12 protein-coding genes and 1 tRNA gene are annotated in these 18,561 nt (G+C 68.4%); 9 read left to right on the top strand and 4 right to left on the bottom strand.

Annotation, left to right across the window (positions count from 1 at the left end):
• Positions 1–76: 76 nt before the first annotated feature.
• The 4 genes from rhaI to OD997_RS17310 form a co-directional block, all read right to left on the bottom strand.
• Positions 77–1,243 carry an L-rhamnose isomerase gene (gene rhaI, locus OD997_RS17325; protein WP_434332798.1) on the bottom strand — a complete coding sequence of 389 codons (1,167 nt, stop codon included), beginning with the start codon at positions 1,241–1,243 and terminating at the stop codon, positions 77–79.
• On the bottom strand, positions 1,240–1,647 hold the full coding sequence (locus OD997_RS17320) for an L-rhamnose mutarotase (protein ID WP_434332797.1): 408 nt from the start codon (positions 1,645–1,647) through the stop codon (positions 1,240–1,242). The genes rhaI and OD997_RS17320 overlap by 4 nt, the downstream gene beginning before the upstream one ends.
• Before the next feature lie 109 nt (positions 1,648–1,756).
• Entirely contained in the window at positions 1,757–8,044 is a 6,288-nt protein-coding gene (locus OD997_RS17315) for a fibronectin type III domain-containing protein (protein ID WP_434332796.1), read from the bottom strand.
• Positions 8,045–8,314: 270 nt separating this feature from the next.
• On the bottom strand, positions 8,315–9,280 hold the full coding sequence (locus tag OD997_RS17310) for a serine hydrolase domain-containing protein (RefSeq protein ID WP_434332795.1): 966 nt from the start codon (positions 9,278–9,280) through the stop codon (positions 8,315–8,317).
• A 68-nt stretch (positions 9,281–9,348) separates the two neighbouring features.
• On the opposite strand from OD997_RS17310, the gene OD997_RS17305 reads away from it, so the two are divergent.
• From OD997_RS17305 to OD997_RS17265, 9 genes are all read left to right on the top strand, one after another.
• A complete protein-coding gene (locus OD997_RS17305; protein ID WP_434332794.1) occupies positions 9,349–11,124 on the top strand; it encodes an ABC transporter ATP-binding protein in 1,776 nt (591 codons plus the stop codon).
• Positions 11,125–11,167: 43 nt separating this feature from the next.
• Positions 11,168–12,259 (top strand): Gfo/Idh/MocA family protein, encoded by a 1,092-nt coding sequence (locus tag OD997_RS17300; protein WP_434332793.1) that lies wholly within the window; start codon positions 11,168–11,170, stop codon positions 12,257–12,259.
• Complete coding sequence (locus OD997_RS17295; RefSeq protein WP_434332792.1) at positions 12,256–13,182, top strand: family 43 glycosylhydrolase; 927 nt, start codon at positions 12,256–12,258, stop codon at positions 13,180–13,182. The genes OD997_RS17300 and OD997_RS17295 overlap by 4 nt, the downstream gene beginning before the upstream one ends.
• Before the next feature lie 165 nt (positions 13,183–13,347).
• Positions 13,348–14,643 (top strand): ABC transporter substrate-binding protein, encoded by a 1,296-nt coding sequence (locus OD997_RS17290; protein WP_434332791.1) that lies wholly within the window; start codon positions 13,348–13,350, stop codon positions 14,641–14,643.
• A gap of 67 nt (positions 14,644–14,710) precedes the next feature.
• Complete coding sequence (locus tag OD997_RS17285) at positions 14,711–15,712, top strand: carbohydrate ABC transporter permease (protein WP_056515437.1); 1,002 nt, start codon at positions 14,711–14,713, stop codon at positions 15,710–15,712.
• Positions 15,709–16,614: a carbohydrate ABC transporter permease gene (locus OD997_RS17280; protein WP_434332790.1), complete on the top strand. Its 906-nt coding sequence runs from the start codon at positions 15,709–15,711 to the stop codon at positions 16,612–16,614. Before OD997_RS17285 ends, OD997_RS17280 begins: the two co-directional genes overlap by 4 nt.
• Positions 16,615–16,616: 2 nt before the next feature.
• Complete coding sequence (locus tag OD997_RS17275; RefSeq protein ID WP_434332789.1) at positions 16,617–17,294, top strand: hypothetical protein; 678 nt, start codon at positions 16,617–16,619, stop codon at positions 17,292–17,294.
• 43 nt (positions 17,295–17,337) lie between these two features.
• Entirely contained in the window at positions 17,338–18,345 is a 1,008-nt protein-coding gene (locus tag OD997_RS17270; RefSeq protein WP_434332788.1) for a LacI family DNA-binding transcriptional regulator, read from the top strand.
• A gap of 94 nt (positions 18,346–18,439) precedes the next feature.
• Positions 18,440–18,528, top strand: a tRNA-Ser gene (locus tag OD997_RS17265).
• Positions 18,529–18,561: the final 33 nt, after the last annotated feature.

Below are 18,561 nucleotides of genomic sequence, written 5' to 3'. Positions count from 1 at the left end.
GTCCTTCTGTCGGTGGGGCGTCGGGATGCGGGGATCGGCTCCCGCATCCCGACGGGTCTGGGTATCGGAGCGAGGGTCAGGCGCCCCAACCGGCCTGCACGCCGCCGACGCGCTCAGCGGCGATCTTCTGCTGGTAGCCCGACTCGGCGTACGCCGCCATCGGGTCGGCAGCGAGTCCGCGCGACTCGCGCCACTCGGCGAGAGCGGGGCGCACGTCGGTGTAGAACGCGTCCATGAAGACGGCGTTCGCAGCGAGCACGTCACCGGACTTCTGCGCGGCGGACAGGGCGTCGCGGTCGACGATCAGCGCGCGGGCCGTCATCTCCTGCACGTTGAGCACCGAGCGGATCTGGCCGGGGATCTTGTCCTCGACGTTGTGGCACTGGTCGAGCATGAACGCCACGTCGGGGTTGTTGAGGCCGCCGCCGCGGACGACCTCGAACAGGATGCGGAACAGCTGGAACGGGTCGGCCGCACCGACGATCAGGTCGTCGTCGGCGTAGAAGCGCGAGTTGAAGTCGAAGGAGCCGAGCTTGCCGAGGCGCAGCAGTTGCATGACGATGAACTCGATGTTGGTGCCGGGGGCGTGGTGACCCGTGTCGAGGCACACCATCGCCTTGTCGCCGAGGGACGAGACCTGGGCGTACGACGTACCCCAATCGGGAACATCGGTGTGGTAGAACGCCGGCTCGAAGAACTTGTACTCGAGCACGAGGCGCTGGTCGTCGCCGAGGCGGGCATAGATCTGCTGCAGCGACTCCTGCAGGCGGTCCTGGCGGCCGCGCAGGTCGGCCTGGCCCGGGTAGTTCGATCCCTCTGCGAGCCAGATCTTCAGGTCGCGGCTACCTGTGGCATCCATCACGTCGATGCAGGCGAGGTGGTGGTCGATCGCCTTCTGGCGGATCGCGGGGTCTTCGTGGGTCAGTGCGCCGAACTTGTAGTCGTCGTCCTGGAACGTGTTGGAGTTGACCGTGCCGAGCGTCACGCCGAGGTCTTCGGCGTGCTTGCGCAGATCGGAGAACGAGTCGACGAGGTCCCACGGGATGTGCAGCGCGACCGACGGAGCGAGCGCGGTGTAGGTGTTGACCTGCGCGGCATCCGCGATCTTCTCCCATGGGTCGCGCGGGGTGCCCGGCGTGCCGAACACCTTGAAGCGGGTGCCGGAGTTGCCGAACGCCCAGCTGGGGAGCTCGATGCCCTGCTGCTCGAGAGCTGCGAGGTTGTCGGACGAGAGGATGCTCATGAGGCGCTGCCTTCGGTGTCGTTGCGGTTATCGGTGTCGTTGTCGTCGATGTCGGATGCTGCGGAGCTGCCGGCGTCGGCGAGCTGGTCTTCGAGGTGGAAGACCTCGGTGAGTGCGGTGGCCGCCTGGTCGGGACGACCGTCGAGATCGACGAAGAAGCGGCCCATCTCGGCCTCCCACCGCGCGGCGACGGCGGAGGCGGCGAGGTAGGCCTGCGCCGCGGCATCGTCATCGGTCTCGTAGTAGCCGACGAGCGTGCCGCCCTCGGCCAGGAACAGCGAGTAGTTGCGGCGGCCGGCGGCCGCGATCTCAGCCAGCATCTCAGGCCACACGGGCGAGTGACGGGCGAGGTATTCGTCGAGCAGTTCAGGACGCACCTGCAACTGGAACGCGACGCGGGTCATGGGTGTTCTCTCTTCATCGAGGTTTTGAATCGTTTCATTCAACGTCTCAACACTAGCATGGCCGATCGCTCTGTCAAGCGACCGGCCATGCCTCGGATGGATCCGCCGATCACCGCACCGTCACGGTCACGCTCCTCGACGACGTGGTGCCCGCGGCGTTCGAGAACTCGGCGACATAGGCATAGGTGCCGGGTGCGCGACCGGTGATCGCCGTCTGCGCGCGCTGCGCCGAAGGTGAGGCTGCCACCAGGGCCTGGGTGTCGACGAGAATCCCGTTCTCGTAGAGCCGGTACTCGGTGCCGTTCGTGCCCCACCAGAGATCGGTGGTCACCGTGTAGCTGCCGTCGCGATCCCAATTGTCGTGGCTGACCACGGGGACCCCGGGGGCTGCATCCTTCACCTTCACGGTCACGGATGTCGTCGCCGTCGTGCCCTTCGCGTTGATCAGCTCGCCCGTGTAGACGTAGGTGCCGTCGGTGCGGCCGCTCACTGCGACCGTCGTGACCTGCGCCTTCGGCGAATCGGCGTCGAGCAGCTTCGTCGCGATGAGCGTCCCGTTCTCGTAGAGCCGGAACACCGACCCGTTCACGCCGTGCCAGAGGTTCATCGACACGGTGAACTCGCCGTCATGCAGGCCGGTGTCCCAGCCTGAGTCCGTCGACAGCGTGCCTCGGGCGGGCTTCGCCGCAGGGCGTTCATCGTCGTAGACCAGGATCTGAGTCTCGGCACGGGTGACCAGGCCGTCGTGGTTGACGGCGTTGACCGTGACCGTGTGGGTGCCGACCAGATCGGCCAGATCGATGGTCTGGCCCTGTGCCACAGGCTCTCCGTCGAACGCGATGTCGAGGGTCCGAACCCCCGACTCGGGATCGGCAGCCGTCACGTCCACCGTGAAGGTCGACGTGCTCGGCAGCAGAGTGCCGTCCGCAGGCAACCCAGAGATGACGGGAGCCGTCTGGTCGACTGCCCCCGACGGGTCGCCGGTGACCGCGATGCGCGGAGCAGGCGGCTGCTCCATGCCGTCTCCGAGGAAGAAGCTCGTCTGCGGCGGCTGGTTGTACCCGGTGTTCTGCCACGCGACCGAGAGGCGGTACACGGGGTCGTGCATCAGGGTCCGCAGGCGCAGATCGGTCTCGTCGGTGGTGGAGTAGATCCGCAGCTCCGTCGAGTCGTCGGAGCGCCAGGCGATCTCCTCGCGCCAGTCGCCGAAGAGGTCCGCCTGCAGGTTCGACGTGCCCTTGGTGCTGTTGTTCGAGAGTGCACCCTCCGCCTTCAGGATCGTCTTGCCGGACTCGGTCTCCCAGTTCCATTTCGACACGGTCGGTACGCCGGTGGACGTCTCGGCGTTCCAGTCGTGGTCGACGATCTCCCGCAGCGGGTCGCCGTCGAACCACGCGAGGAAGTTCGCGGCGGGGATGCGCTCGCCGATGAGCTCGCCCGTGGACGACCTGAGCTGACCGACAGGGGAGTTCCACGCGGCGTCACCGCCGATGGCCCATCCTTCGGCGCCCTCATGCCGGGGGTCGATGTCGGCGGAGGCGGCACGACCGGTGTCCTTGGCCGCGGGGATGGACCACAGGACCTCGCCCGTACGCGCGTCGCGCATCGTCGCACCGACGTTGCCCGAGGCGTTCATCTCCTCGTGGGCGGCGAACACCTCGAGGCCGGGGTTCGAGGGCACGAGGTCCGAGACGTGGATCGCGTCGCCGTGGCCGAGGCCGGTCGAGTACAGGAGTGTGCCGTCGTCGTCGACCGTGGCCGATCCGTAGACGATCTCGTCCTTCTGATCGCCGTCGACGTCGGCGACCGACAGGTTGTGGTTGCCCATCCCGTAGAAGCCCTCGTTGCCCGGGTCGTTCGAGTCGAGCACCCAGCGCTGAGTGAGCGTCGTGCCGTCGAAGTCGTACGCCGCCATGACGGCCCGGGTGTAGTACCCGCGACTGAAGATCGCACTGGGGTGCTCGCCGTCGAGGTAGGCGGTCGCCGCCAGGAACCGGTCGACCCGGTTGCCGTAGGTGTCGCCCCACGAGCCGACGTCGCCTCGGGCCGGCACGTAGTCCACGGTGTCGACCGCAGCCCCCGTCAGTCCGTGGAAGACGCTGAGGTACTCGGGCCCGGTGAGCACGTAGCCCGTGCTGTTGCGGTGGTCGGCGCTGGCGTTGCCGATGGGCTGCCCCACGCCGTCGATCGTGCCGTCGGCGGTCTTCATGACCACCTCGGCGCGGCCGTCGCCGTCGTAGTCGAACACCTGGAACTGCGTGTAGTGCGCTCCCGCCCGGATGTTCACCCCCAGGTCGATGCGCCACAGGCGCGTGCCGTCGAGACGGTAGGCGTCGAGGTACACGTTGCCGGTGTAACCCGACTGCGAGTTGTCCTTCGAGTTCGAGGGGTCCCACTTGACGAGGATCTCGTACTGCCCGTCGCCGTCGAGATCTCCGACGCTCGCATCGTTGGCGCGGTACGAATACGGCTGCCCGTCCTTCGTGTACGCGTCGGCAGGCTTGTCGAGAGGGATCGAGAGGTGGTCGCCGTCCTGCACTCCGAACTCGTCCGTCACCGTGACCTCGCGATCGTCGACCACGCTCGTGACGAAGTACGTCGCATCGTCCGCGCCCTCGGCGTCGAGGAGATTGGTCGAGTCGGTGATCGGCTCGTCCGTGATGCGCGTGCCGTCACGGTAGACGTGGAAGGCGATCGCATCCGGGTCGGTGCCGAGCATGCGCCAGCTGACCAGCACACCGTCGTCCGTCGACACTGCTGCGGGCGCGCGATCGAGATACTCGGCCTGCCGCTGCAGCACCGTGGCCGCCTCCGTGCTCAGCTGCGCGGAGTCGGGCCCCGCGCCACCGGCATTCACCGCGACAGCGGTGTAGTGGTACGGGATCGTCGTGAGCACGGCGGTGTCGACGAACCGGTTCGCGGTGGCGAAGCCGGCGAGTTCGCCGCGCTCCCCCTCGATCTCGGAACGGAAGACCATCGAGTAGACGGCGGTGCTCGGCTGCGCCCACGAGATCTCGACCTCGCGCTTCTCGAGACGGTCGACCGCGAGTGCGGTGGGGGCCGACGGCGCAGCGACCGCCGGGTCCACCAGCGACACGTCGACGGATGCCGAGGGCACCGACTCGAGTCCGGTCTGGTCGACAGCGGTCACGGAGTACACGTAGTCGAGACCCAGGCGGGCGCCGGTGTCGACGAACGACGCCGTCGTGGTCTCGCCGACCAGGGTCGCGGACTTCTCGAATGCCGAGGTGCGGTACACCTTCCAGCTCATCCCCGGTTCGGGCGTCCAGGCGAGGGAGACGGTCGGTGCGGCAGGATCCGCGTTCACGTCGGTCACCTCGAGGCCGGCCGGGCCCAGCAGGATCGGCGTCACCTCGATGCCGTTCAGGCGTGTTCCCGCGGCAGCACCGTGCACCCGCACGGTGAGCTGACCGTCGGTGACGAGCACAGGCCCGCGGACCGACGCGTTCACCGCACCGGAACCGGCGTTGCCCGATCCGAGCGCCTTGCCCTCGATGTCGAAGTTGGTCCGGGTGGAGCCGATCCAGTCGCCCGAGTAGGTCTTGACCGAGTACGTGCCGTTCGGCACGTCCAGCAGGAACTCGCTCGAGTCGCCGGGGAGGACGAAGTCGCGCTCGAGGTCGCTCGCACCGCCCGCGGTCCCGCGGTCGCGCCCGGCGTTCGCGGCCAAGGGCGTCGCGAAGCCGAATCCGGTGTCTTCCGTGTACCCGTCATCGGGGTTCACCTCGGTGTATCCGGGCATCACGACCCCGCCGGTGAGCTGGAAGTCGAACTTCCACTTCGCCTGCTTGGTCGAGAAGCTCACCGTGTTCGACGCGTCGGAGACACCGCGGCCGTTCACCGCGTACACGCGGTAGCGGTACCCCGCACCCTCGGCGAGGCCCTGCACGATGGCGCTCGTCTGCGTCGTCGTGGTCACGAGGGACCAGATCTGCTCGGGGTCGGCGGTGGCCTGGCGTTCGATGCGGTAGATATCGGCACCCGAGGATGCGCCCCACTGCAGCACGGCGCCGGCGTTGGAGATCGAGCCGGCCACGAGATTCGCAGGTGCAGCCGGTACCGCGGCGGGTGGCTCGACATCGACGACCTTCGCGGAGAGGGGGTCGTCGAGGGCTGCGACGTCCTGGGCGATCAGGCGCGCCATCTGGATCGCGCCGTAGTCCTGGAAGTGCGTGTCGTCCTGGGTGCCCGACGGGCGTCCGGGGAAGATGCCCGGATCGACCCAGAGGAACACCGACTTCGCGGCCTCGGGGCCGATCTCGTCGAGGTAGGCGCGGCTCGAGGCCGACAGGTCGACGAGCGCGACGCCCTCCTCCTGCGCGAGCTCGATCATCTTCGCCACGTACTCGGGGAAGCTCACGTTGGCAGCACCCGTCGCGGCGTCGAAGCTGCGGCGGGAGACGGGGGTCACGAGCACGGGGGTGGCTCCGCGCTGACGGGCTCCCTGCACGTAGCTGCGCAGATACTCCTTGTAGTCGGCGGGAGACGCGTAGCGATCGTCGACGCCCTGGGTCGCGTCGTTGTGTCCGAACTGCACGAACAGGTAGTCGCCGGGGCGGATTCCGCGGAGGATCTCGTCAAGGCGGCCCTGCGTGATGAAGTTCTTCGAGGATCGTCCGCCGATCGCGTGGTTCGCGAACGCGACGTCGTCCGCGAAGAAGCGGTCGATCATCTGTCCCCATCCCGCCTGCGGTGCGAACGTGTCTGTATAGGTCTGCACGGTCGAGTCGCCGGCGAGGTACACCGTCGGCAGGGCTCCGGGTGCGCGGCTCGTCTGGCGCGTGATGGTGAGCGCGTCGAGCGCCGCCGCGGAGCCCGCGACCTGCAGGGTCAGACGCCCGTCGACGAGGGCGATCGGGAAGGCCATCTCGAGGTACTCCCCGGCGGGCTTCGCGGTCGTCTGCACCTTGGCGATGCCCTCAGCTGTGATCGCGATCTCGCTCGCAGCGCTGCGGTCGCCCGCGATGACGCTGACGATGTAGTCGCCTGCGCCCAGCTGCACCTCGAAGGTGCCACCCTGGGCTGCGACGTGGTCTCCGCGCAGCGGGTCGTCGCCACCGCGATCGACATCAGGTTCTGCGGAGGTCGGAGCGGTGCTGAAGCCGTACCCCCATTCGTCGGAGAATCCGACTGCCGAGGTGACGCCGACGGCGCCGTCGGCGAGGGCACCGGGGCCGAAGTCGAAGACGATCCGGTCGCCGGCGGGCAGGGGAGCGGGTGCCGCGTAGGCCGCGGAGTCGACGGCGACGGAGGCCTCGGAGGCGCCAGCCGCGTTGCGCGCCGTCACCCGGTACGACCACTTCTCGGCGGTGTCGACCGTGTCGGCGAAGGAGGGTGCGGACACCGTGGCGACGGGGGAGAAGAGTCCGTCGGGCCCCGCACGCTCGATGACGTACTCGTCGGCGTTCGGCGTCGCGGTCCAGGTCAGCGCGACGGCATCCTTCGTCACCTGCGCGACGGCGAGTCCTTCAGGCACCGCCGGCACCGCGAGGGCCGGGATCGCGCCGCTGCGCACCTCGGCGGTGCGGGCAGACACGAGCCCGTAGGAGTTGACGGCCTCGAGCGCGTAGGCGAACGAGTCCCCCTCGGCGACCTCGGTGTCGGAGAAGGTCGTGGTCTCGATCTCAGCGATCCGAGTGAACTCGCCGACCGTGTCGCCGTCGACGTCGGCTCGGAGCACGCGGTACGCCGTGGCGTCGTCCGCGGCGGCCCAGGAGAGATCGACCGTGTTCCACGCGACCTTGGCGACCGCGAGCTCGGCCGGGGCGGCCGGGAGCACCGGGGCGACGACGAGTCCGTTGACGTAGGCCCCGAGACCGCTTCCGGTGAAGCCCACGGTCAGCTGTCCGTCCTCCACCTTCGTGCGGAACGTCTCGGTGGTGGAGCCGCCCTTGGGAGAGAGCAGTCGCGTCTGCGCGACCCCCTCGAGCGTGAGCGTGGCGTTGGTGCTCGACGCGGTCGTGAGGGCATCGCCGATCGTCACGGTCACGTCGTACTCGCCGGCGGGCACGCTGTCGAGCAGGAAGCCCCACGAGGTCCCCGCGACGAAGTCCTCGGCCACCGGGTCTGCCGGCGTGCGGTTGCCGGTGCGGTCGCGGGCGAACAGCGCGACACCGTCGGGAACCGTCACCCCCCACCCGGACGCGGCCGTGTAGAGCGAGGTCGTGAGCACCGGCTCGTATCCCTCGGCGACCGGGCTCGTGGCCGTGCCGAAGTCGAATCGCCAGGCGCCGTCGGCGGCCGGTTCGAGTGCGGCCGCCGCAGGGACGGCGGTCATGGTCGCTCCGATCACGGCGGCGATCGTGGCGGCGGCGATCCCTGCGCGCAGGCGCGGGAACGGACGGGACTTTCGTGCAGAACGGGTGGAATGCTCCACGGTTCCTCCTTGGACATCACTGGCTAAGGGGTACGACTGAGAGACCCGCGTCGGTGCGGATATCAAAAGGGGGAGCCGAGGCGAAGAGACCACTGCGTCTCGGCCGATTGATGGATCCGAATGCCCTGGAAAACGTATTCCCGAGGGTTGGCACGATCTTTGCACGCGGCCGGACGCGGTGGCAAGAACTTTCTTGAGACGTTTCAGGATGGCGTGCGAGGGTGGCCTGTCGACTCGTGCAGGTGCCTCCAGGCGATCGATCAGGCGGCGCTAGAGCGCGCTGACCACCGCGTTGTCGAGCTCGTCGGCGTCGACGCCGGGGCGGACCGCGGCGTTGGTGAGCAGCACCCAGGCCACTCCCGCGCCGGGGTGCACCCAGAACTCGGTGCCGGCCCAGCCGCCGTGGCCGAAGACGTCGCGGTCGACGAGCCCGGGTGCCCGAGACCGCAGATTGAACGTGAAGCCCCAGTCCTGACCGCGCTCGTCGGGGTACGGGTCGAGGCGGGGGATGTCGCCCGTGAGCGGACGCCGCATCATGGCGAGACCGGCCGGAGAGAGGATGCCGTCGCGGCCGCCCTGATCGATGCGCAGCAGCTCGGCGCCGAGGTGCAGCAGGTCCTCGGCTCTGCCCAGCAGGCCCGCACCCGGTGCCCGCGTCGCGTGGAACCGGTCGAGGTCGAGTCCTCCCGACGCGGCATCCGGCACTCCGACCGACTGCGCGGTGTCGAGGGTCAGGCCGATCGCGCCGATCCCCGCGGCCCACTCGAGAGTGCCGACATCCCACGTCGTGTCCGTCGCATGCTCGATCAGCGCCGCGATGCCCTCGAAGGCCAGTGTCGAATAGCGCGAAGCGCTCCCCGCCGCGAAGTCCCGCCCGCGGGTGAGCAGTTCGTGGCGCAGCGGCAGCGCCGTGTCGAGTGCCGGCTCGGAGATCCCCGACGTGTGCGAGGCGAGATGCCACAGGCGCACGATGTCATCGCGCGACGACCCGAAGTCGGGAAGCGCGTCGGTCAACGGAGTGTTCGGGGTGAGCCTGCCGCGCTCGATCGCCCTCGCCGCCGTGATCCCCGTGAGGACCTTCGTGATCGAGAACAGCGGGTAGACGGCGTCCGTGGCAGCGCCGAAGCCGTCGAGGCCGACGATGCCGTCGGCCGTCGCGATACCGACGACGGCAGTGGGCAGCCTCTCTGCGTGCACGTGGCGACGGGCCCAGTCGAACGCTGCGTCGAAGGTCATGAGTGTGCTCCCGGCCGGATCAGGTCGTCGCGCTTCCCTGGCGACGATGGTGACTCTACGATAGGACCATGACACAGAAAGCGCTTTCCCATCCGGCCGCGCTCATCGACGGTCAGCACCCGACCCGTTCTGTGTTGCGTCTGGTCGCGCGCCGCCCGTGGCGACTCACCTTCGCGATCACCGCGTTCGCGGTGAAGGAGATCCCGCTCTGGTTCCTGCCGGTGATCACCGCCGCGATCATCGACGTCGTCGCGAGCAAGGGCGACGTCACCGAAGTGCTCTGGTGGTTCGCGCTCGCCGCCGTCCTCCTGCTCCAGAACTATCCGAACCACATCATCTACACGCGCAACTTCATGACCGTGGTGCGCGACCTCGGCGCCGACCTGCGCAATGCGCTCACCGCCCGACTGCAGAGCCTCTCGATCGGGTACCACACGCGCATGAGCTCGTCGATCGTGCAGACCAAGGTCGTGCGCGACGTCGAGAACGTCGAGCTCATGCTGCAGCAGGTCACGCATCCGCTGCTCTCGTCGACGATGGTGATGCTCGGTGCGCTCGCCATGACGGCCGTCACCGTGCCGCAGTTCCTGCCCGTCTACGCCCTCGCGGTGCCCATCGCCATCGGCATCCGCTATGGCATGCGCAACCGTTCGCAGCGCCGTAACGAGGTCTTCCGTCGCGAGATCGAGACCCTGTCGGCGCGGGTGGGCGAGATGGCATCGCTGATCCCCGTGACCCGCGCGCACGGGCTCGAGGAGACGGCGATCACCCGGGTCGCCGGCGGCGCCGACGGCGTGCGTCGCGCGGGACTCGACCTCGATCTGCTGAACGGACGCGTCGCGTCGATCTCGTGGGTGGCCATGCAGCTGCTCGGCGTCGCCTGCCTCATGCTCGCCGCCGTGTGTGCGCTCACGGGATTCCTCCCGATCACCCCCGGTGAGGTCGTGATGCTCTCGAGCTACTTCACGCTGCTGACCGGTGGGCTCACGCAGCTGCTGATGCTCATCCCCGTCGGTGCGCGAGGCCTCGAGTCCGTCCGTTCGATCGCCGAGGTGCTGCAGGAGCCCGACGTCGAGCAGAACTCCGGCAAGCGCACGGTCTCGACTGTCACCGGCGAGATCGTGCTCGAATCGGCGACCCATCGATATGCGGATGCCGAGGATGACGCGCTGTTCGAGATCGACCTGCGCATCGCGCCTGGCGAGACCGTCGCGTTCGTGGGCTCGTCGGGGTCGGGCAAGTCCACGCTCCTCAACCTGGTGCTCGGCTTCGTCCGACCGACGAGCGGGCGGATCATGCTCGACAGGCAGGACATGCAGGAGCTCGACCTGCGGACGGTGCGCCGGTCGATCTCGGTGGTGCCGCAGGAGTCGGTGCTGTTCGAAGGCTCGGTGTTCGACAACATCGCCTACGGCATGCCCGACGTCACGCCCGAACGCGTCGAGCAGGCGCTGCGGGATGCCAACGCGTGGGAGTTCGTCAGCGAGCAGCCCCACGGGTGGGACACGGTCGTCGGCGAGCGAGGCGCGCGGCTGTCCGGCGGTCAGCGTCAGCGCCTGGCGATCGCCCGCGCGCTCGTGCGAGACCCCAGGATCCTGCTGCTCGATGAGGCGACGAGCGCGCTCGACCCCGAATCCGAGGGCCTCGTGAAAGAGGCTCTCGAACGACTCATGCGCGGCCGCACGACGTTGGTCGTCGCGCACCGGCTGTCGACCATCCGCCAGGCCGATCGCATCGTCGTGCTCGAGCACGGCCGCATCGTCGAGCAGGGCTCGCACGATGAGCTGCTCGCCGCCGACGGGCGATACGCTCGGCTGCACCTGGTCCAGAACGGCATGCGATGACGCGCTCCGAGACGACACCGATTCACCGTCCTGAGGAGGACCGATGACTTTCGAGAAGACCCTTCGCGCTGCCCTGGTGGGCACCGGAGCAGTGGCGAACTCCCACGCCCGCGCCGTCGCCGCGTATCCGCGCGCAGAACTCGTCGCCGTCGCAGACCTCAGCCTCGAGAAGGCCGAGGAGTTCGCCGGTCGATACGACATCGCCGCCGCCTACGGCGACCTCGACGAGATGCTCGCCGCCGAGCATCCAGACGTGGTGCTGATCTGCACGCCACCGGGACCGCACCGGGCGCAGTCGCTGGCGGCCTTCGCCGCGGGTGCCCATGTGATCGTCGAGAAGCCGCCGGCACCGTCGCTCGACGAGCTCGACGACATGCGCGCGGGTGCGCTCGCGGCTGACAGGCAGCTGGCGGTCGTGTTCCAGCAACGCACCGGCACGGCTGCCGCACACGTCCGGGGGCTGCTGCAGAGCGGCGCGCTCGGCCGTCCGCTGGTCGCGGTGTGCCAGACGCTGTGGTTCCGCGGCGCCGACTACTTCGCCGTCCCGTGGCGGGGCAAGTGGGAGACAGAGGGCGGTGGCACGACGCTCGGCCACGGCATCCATCAGATCGACCTGCTCGCCCACCTGCTGGGGGACTGGGCGTCGGTGCAGGGGCGACTCTGGAGGCTCGATCGCGAGACCGAGACCGAAGACGTGTCGACTGCGACGATCGTCTTCGAGCAGGGAGTCGTCGCTCAGCTCATCACGAGTGCCGTATCGCCCCGAGAGGCGAGCTCGATCCGCATCGACACGCAGAAGGCCACGATCACGGTCGACCACGTCTACGGACACGGGCACGAGAACTGGCGGATCACCCCGGCGCCCGGCTTCGAAAGCGACGCAGAAGGGTGGGCGTTCCCGGATGCCGAGGAGCGCAGCGACCACGAGCCCCTGCTGCGTGACGTGTTCGACGCTCTGCTCGACGGCGGACCCCTGCCCGCGACCGCGGATGCTCCCGCACGCTCGCTCGAGATCGTCGCGGGGATCTACGCGTCGGCGGCCTCCGACGGTGCGGTCGTCACACCCGAGCTGTTGGCCTCGCATCCCACGCATCGCGCCGGTTTCGCGAGCCCGGTGACCGACCTCCGCCGATGATCGCGCTCTACCGCGACTCCGTCTACGACGGTGCCACGGATCCGCGGGTCGTGATCGATGCGGACGGGCGGTGGTGGATGTTCTACACGCAGCGCCGGGCGAGTCTCGAGGATGCAGGTCCCGGCGTCTCGTGGATCCACGGCAGTCGCATCGGAGTCGCCACCTCGAACGACGGGATCGAGTGGACGTACGACGGGACGCTGGAGCCCGCGGCATCCGATCTGGTCCTGGAGCCGGGGCCGCCGCCCGCCGACGTCGACCGCACGCACTGGGCGCCCGAGGTCATCTGGGACGGCGCGCAGTGGCGCATGTATCTCACCGAGATCGACGGCATCCCCGACCGTTGGCCCGGATTCGTGCGCGAGATCGTGGAGTACGCGTCGGACGACCTCCGGCGCTGGGTCAGGCGCGGCCCGCTCGCGCTGAGCAGCGACCGCGTCATCGATGCGGCCGTCGCCCGCACCCCCGACGGCCTCTGGCGGATCTGGTACAAGGACGAGGCGGCGGACTCGGTGACCATGGTCGCCTCATCGCCAGACCTCGGCGAATGGCGGCTGGACGGCGTCGCGATAGGCGGACGCCCGCACGAGGGGCCGACGGTGTTCGACCTCGGCGGGTTCTGGTGGATGATCGTCGACGAGTGGCGGGGGATGGGTGTGTACCGCTCGGACGACGGCATCCGGTGGACCAGACAGGGCGGCGAGGACGCCGTCATCCTCGCCGATGCTCCCGGGGGAGGCCACGGCAATCACGGCGCCCATGTGCGCCACGGCGACGAGCTGTGGTTCTACTTCTTCGCCTCCGCGGAGTCGGGCCCGGCGCACACCGCGACGGGCGAGCAGAGGCGAGCTGCGGTATATCGGTTGGGTCTCGAGGTCGAGGCCGGGAACCTGGTCGTGAAAGACTGGGACATCCCGCGGTAATCGATGTAATCCAGTCGCGGATTTTGCCGGTTGCGAAACGTTTCAATCTCGATTAGCGTGCAGGTAAGCGTTTTCCCCCGCACTTCGGAGATCGCATCCCGCACCACATGGACACAGGCGTTCCGCGGCTCAGCCGAACGAGGACGTTCACCAGAGAGGACAACGATGTTCAGCAAGAAGCGTCTGGCGGCCGCAGCGGCCGTCGCCACCAGCGCAGCGCTGGTACTCGCCGGCTGCGCCGGCGGCGGCACCCCCGAGGGCGGGGCCACCTACGATCCCGACGAGAAGGTCACGCTCGACCTCGCGTTCTGGGGCAACGATGTCCGCGCCGACCTGTACAACCAGGCGATCGAGGCGTTCAACGAGCAGTACCCGAACATCACGGTGAACGCGACGTTCCTCGGGTTCCCGGAGTTCTGGGAGAAGCGTCAGACCGAGGCCGCCGGCGGCGGACTCCCCGACGTCATGCAGTTCGACTACTCGTACCTGCGTCAGTACTCCGAGAACGGCCTGCTGCTCGACCTCGAGCCCTACCTCGGATCCGTCATCGAGACCGATCCGCTGCCCGAGAACATCCTCGGCATCGGCGTCGTCGACGACACCACCTACGGCATCGCGACCTCCACCAACGCGTGGGGCATGTTCACGAACCCGGCGCTCCTCGAGACCGCAGGCGTCGAGGAGTTCGCCGGCGGTGACTGGGACGACTACGACGAGTGGATCGGCGAGGTCACCGATGCCAGCGGCGGCGCATTCTGGGGCGGGTCCGACTGGACCGGCCGCATCCAGAACTTCGAGATCCAGCTGCGCAGCGAGGGCAAGAACCTGTTCGACGAGGACGGCACCCCCGGCTTCGACGAGGACCGTCTGAAGGAGTTCTGGGAGTCCGGAGACGACATCCGCGACGGCGCCGTCGTGCCTCAGCAGACCGTCGAGGAGCTCAACCCGCTGAGCGCCTTCGATGCGGCCAAGAACGCCAGCGAGCTGACGTGGGACAACTTCGGCGCCGGCTACCTCGCCAACCTCGGCGAGAGCTACACCGAGCTCGGCCTCGTCGCTCCTCCCGTCACCAAGGACGGCGCGAAGGACCTCTACCTGAAGCCGTCGATGCTGCACACGATCTCGGCCAAGACCGAGCACCCTGAGGCAGCGGCGACGCTCGTCAACTTCCTGGTGAACTCGCCCGAGTCCGGTGAGATCTTCGGCACGAACCGTGGCCTCCCCGCATCCGAGACCGCTCTCGAGGCGGCCGAACTCGACCCGATGAGCCAGCTCGTCAAGGACTACGAGGAGTCCATCTCCGACCGCCTCGGCGACGCTCCGCCCGTGCCGATCGTCGGCTACGGCACCCTCGAGGAGAAGTTCCGGGTGCTGGGCACCGAGCTGAACTTCGGCACGACGACGGTCGACGAGGCCGTGGAGCAGTTCTTCTCCGAGATGGACGTCGTCCTCAACCAGTGATTCCGTCGGTGGGCCGGGCGATGTCCGCCCGGCCCACCGCACCCCACCCACTTCGGAAGGAGCTGTCATGAGCACGACGGCGACCAGGACGATCGTCACGGGCAAGAAGTCCGGGCGAGGGCGGGCGCTGCGCAGCGGCCGCCGCCCCGAGAACGAACTCGCACGACCCGGCCAGCGTGCGCGTCTGCGACGCGAGACCGCGACCGGCTACGCGTTCCTCACCCCGTGGCTGATCGGCTTCTTCGGGCTGACCGGCGTGCCGATGGTGTACTCCCTGTACCTGTCCTTCACGAAGTACAACATCTTTCAGCCGCCGAAGTGGATCGGCCTGGACAACTACATCCGCCTGTTCACGAACGACCCGAACTTCATCCAGTCGGCGCAGATCACCCTGGTCTACGTGTTCATCGGCACCCCGATCACCCTGGCGGCGGCGCTGGCCGTCGCGATGCTCCTGAACTACCGCGACAAGGGCGCCGGCTTCTTCCGCTCCGCCTTCTACGCCCCCTCGCTCATCGGCGGTTCGGTCTCGGTCGCGATCGTGTGGCGGGCGATGTTCTCCTCCGACGGCCCGGTCGACAGCGGCCTGCAGATCTTCGGGGTCAACCTCGGAGGATGGATCGGGAACCCCGGCCTCGTTCTCCCGATGATGATCCTGCTCGCGGTGTGGCAGTTCGGCGCCACGATGGTGATCTTCCTCGCCGGTCTCAAGCAGATCCCCAAGGAGCTCTACGAGGCCGCCGAGATGGACGGCGCGAACGCGTACCGCCGATTCCGCGCGGTGACCATCCCCATGCTCTCTCCGGTGATGTTCTTCAACCTGCTGCTCGGTCTGATCGGTGCGTTCCAGGTGTTCGCCTCGGCGTACATCATCTCGAACGGCACCGGCGGCCCCGCCGGCATGACGAACTTCATCACCGTGTACCTGTACAAGCGCGGATTCTCCGACGGACAGATGGGCTACGCCGCGGCGATCGCCTGGGTGCTCCTCGTCGTCGTCGCGATCATCGCCTTCATCCTCTTCCGCACCCAGAGGTCGTGGGTGCACTACTCGGGAGACGACAAATGAGCATCACCACCCCCACCACCGAGGCTGTCGTCACTGCATCCGCCTCCACGCCTCGGCGCAGGATCAAGCGCAAGACCTGGCAGACCGTCATCTGGTTCATCGGTCTGATCGTGCTCACCGCGGTCGTGCTGTATCCGCTGCTGTGGCTGTTCCTGTCGACGTTCAAGCCGAACTCCGAGTTCGGTCAGAACCCGGGCCTGTTCCCGCAGGCGCCGACCATCGAGAACTACGGCAAGGTCATGGAGGGCATCGCCGGAGTGCCGATGTGGCGCTTCTTCCTGAACTCGCTGATCCTCGCGGTCTCCGCGGTCGTCGGCACCGTGCTCTCGTCTGCTCTCGCCGCGTATGCGTTCGCCCGTGTGCAGTTCAAGGGACTCGGGGTGCTGTTCGCGGCGATGATCGGCACGCTGCTGCTGCCGTTCCACGTCGTGATCATCCCGCAGTACATCATCTTCAACCAGCTCGGCTGGGTCGACACGTTCATCCCGCTGATCCTGCCGAAGTTCCTCGCCACCGAGGCGTTCTTCGTCTTCCTGCTCGTGCAGTTCATCCGTCAGATGCCGCGCGACATGGACGAAGCGGCGAAGATCGACGGTGCGGGCCACCTGCGGATCTTCTGGTCGATCATCCTGCCGCTCATCAAGCCGGCGCTGATCACCTGCGCGATCTTCTCGTTCATCTGGGCGTGGAACGACTTCCTCGGGCCGCTCCTCTACCTGACGAGCCCCGAGAACTACCCGCTGCCGATCGCACTGCGCCTCTACAACGACCAGACCTCGTCGTCCGACTACGGCGCGACGGTCACGGCCTCGTTCGTCGCCCTGCTGCCGGTGCTGCTGTTCTTCGTGGTCTTCCAGCGCTTCCTCGTCGACGGCGTGGCCACGCAGGGACTGAAGGGTTAGTCATGTCGGCCATCAGCGCAGACCGTCGGGCCCACAGGGCAGCGAAGCGCGAGGCGCGCTCCGGCGCAGGCCCGACGGTCGCCGGGATCGAACCGGGCGTCAATCCCGGGGCGACGGCGAAGTTCGGCCTGTTCGGCGAGGTGCTGACGGTCGGGCTGCTCATGACGATCATCGCCCTGGGAGTCGTCACCCTGCCGATCGCGCTGGCCGCCGGCATCCGTCACCTGCGACGCTTCGTCGCCGCCGAGGACTCGCGCACCGCGCTGTTCTGGGAGGACGTGCGCGCCGGCATCCTGCCGTCGCTCGCCGTCGGCGTGCCGGCTGCGCTGATCGCGACCGTGCTCACGATCGACGTGGTGCTCGCAGGATCGGGCGCTCTGCCCGGTGGTGAGGCCATCGCGGTCGTGGGCTGGGTCGGGCTGCTCGCTCTCGCCGTCGCCGTGCTGCTCGCAGCCGGCGCCTGGTCGCCGACGCTCGGATGGAAGGACGCCGTGCGTGCGGTGCCCGCAGCGATCAGGGCGGATGCCGCCGGTGCCGCTTACATCGCAGCTGCGGCCGTCTTCACCGGTGTCGTGACCTGGGCGCTCGCGCCCCTGTTCATCGCGGGAATCGGCTGCGCGGCACTCGCCGTCGTCGCGGTGCCCGCGCGTCGCAGGCGCGGGGATAACCGCGAGGGATGAGAAGGTAGTCGTTGGCGCACGCGCGGACGGACGGAGGCACGCCATGGCGGTAGGGGTGAAGGACGTCGCGGCTGCGGCCGGCGTCTCGGTCGGCACCGTCTCGAACGTGCTCAATCAGCCGGAGCGCGTCTCTGCGAAGACCGTGGAGCGCGTGCAGCGCGTGATCCAGGAGCTCGGCTTCGTGCGCAATGACGCCGCCCGGCAGCTGCGGGCGGGACGCAGCCGCAGCATCGGCCTCGTGGTACCCGACATCGGCAACCCGTTCTTCGCCGAGGTGGTGCGCGGAGCGGAGGACAGAGCCGCGGATGCCGGCATGACCGTGCTGCTCGGCAACAGCGACGAGCGCGACGAGCGACAGGTCGCGCATCTCGAACTCTTCCAGGAGCAGCGGGTCAACGGCGTGCTGCTCACGCCCGCCTCCGACGACCTGTCGGCCGTGCACCGGTTCGCGACCGGCGGCATGCCGGTGATCCTCGTCGACCGCGAGGTGGAGGAGGGGCTTCTTCCGTCGGTGTCCGTCGACGACGTCGAGGGCGGCAGGCTCGCAGCCGAGCACCTGCTGGCTTCGGGGCGTCGCCGGCTGGCGTTCGTCGGTGGACCGCAGTCGGTGCACCAGGTCGCCGATCGTCTTCGGGGAGTGCAGGCGGCGGTCGCCGCGTATCCCGACGCGACGCTCGAGATCTTCGAGCAGTCCGCCCTCACGGTGCTTCAGGGGAGGGCGGCGGGTGAGGTCATCGCGGCGCGGCCCGAGGATTCGCGCCCGGATGCCGTCTTCGCCGCGAACGACCTGCTCGCCGTGGGGCTGCTGCAGGCCTTCAGCTTCGGATCCTCGATCCGGGTGCCCCAGGACATCGCGATGGTCGGTTACGACGACATCGACTTCGCCTCGGCGACCGTCGTGCCGCTCAGCTCGGTGCGTCAGCCCGCCCGGCTGCTCGGGTGGACGGGCGTCGACCTGCTGCTGAAGGAGCTCGACGGCGTCGAACACGACCGTCGCGTGCGATTCCAGCCCGAGCTCGTCGTGCGGGAGTCGAGCGCGGGCGGTCACTGACCGCCGACTCGTGACTGCCCGCTCACGATTCGTTCCAGCCACGGGAACCCGTTATGCTTGCAAGGTGCATCCGGTCTTCACGGAGCGGATGCCTGGAGACGTCGCATAGTCCGGCCGAGTGCACCACCCTGCTAAGGTGGAGTCCCCTCACGGGGACCAGGGGTTCAAATCCCCTCGTCTCCGCAGTATGAGATCCCTGCTTCGGCAGGGATTCTC

Origin of the sequence: Microbacterium sp. CGR1 (assembly GCF_051062835.1) — a bacterium.
GTDB lineage: Bacteria > Actinomycetota > Actinomycetes > Actinomycetales > Microbacteriaceae > Microbacterium.
Note: the sequence above shows the minus strand (reverse complement) of the source record. Positions and strands in the feature narration are given on the sequence as shown.

Coding starts and splice junctions, on each gene's coding strand:
- OD997_RS17320 (WP_434332797.1), bottom strand. CDS start 1,647: ATGACCCGCGTCGCGTTCCAGTTGCAGGTGCGTCCTGAACTGCTCGAC.
- OD997_RS17290 (WP_434332791.1), top strand. CDS start 13,348: ATGTTCAGCAAGAAGCGTCTGGCGGCCGCAGCGGCCGTCGCCACCAGC.
- OD997_RS17295 (WP_434332792.1), top strand. CDS start 12,256: ATGATCGCGCTCTACCGCGACTCCGTCTACGACGGTGCCACGGATCCG.
- OD997_RS17275 (WP_434332789.1), top strand. CDS start 16,617: ATGTCGGCCATCAGCGCAGACCGTCGGGCCCACAGGGCAGCGAAGCGC.
- OD997_RS17300 (WP_434332793.1), top strand. CDS start 11,168: ATGACTTTCGAGAAGACCCTTCGCGCTGCCCTGGTGGGCACCGGAGCA.
- rhaI (WP_434332798.1), bottom strand. CDS start 1,243: ATGAGCATCCTCTCGTCCGACAACCTCGCAGCTCTCGAGCAGCAGGGC.
- OD997_RS17285 (WP_056515437.1), top strand. CDS start 14,711: ATGAGCACGACGGCGACCAGGACGATCGTCACGGGCAAGAAGTCCGGG.
- OD997_RS17280 (WP_434332790.1), top strand. CDS start 15,709: ATGAGCATCACCACCCCCACCACCGAGGCTGTCGTCACTGCATCCGCC.
- OD997_RS17305 (WP_434332794.1), top strand. CDS start 9,349: ATGACACAGAAAGCGCTTTCCCATCCGGCCGCGCTCATCGACGGTCAG.
- OD997_RS17310 (WP_434332795.1), bottom strand. CDS start 9,280: ATGACCTTCGACGCAGCGTTCGACTGGGCCCGTCGCCACGTGCACGCA.
- OD997_RS17270 (WP_434332788.1), top strand. CDS start 17,338: ATGGCGGTAGGGGTGAAGGACGTCGCGGCTGCGGCCGGCGTCTCGGTC.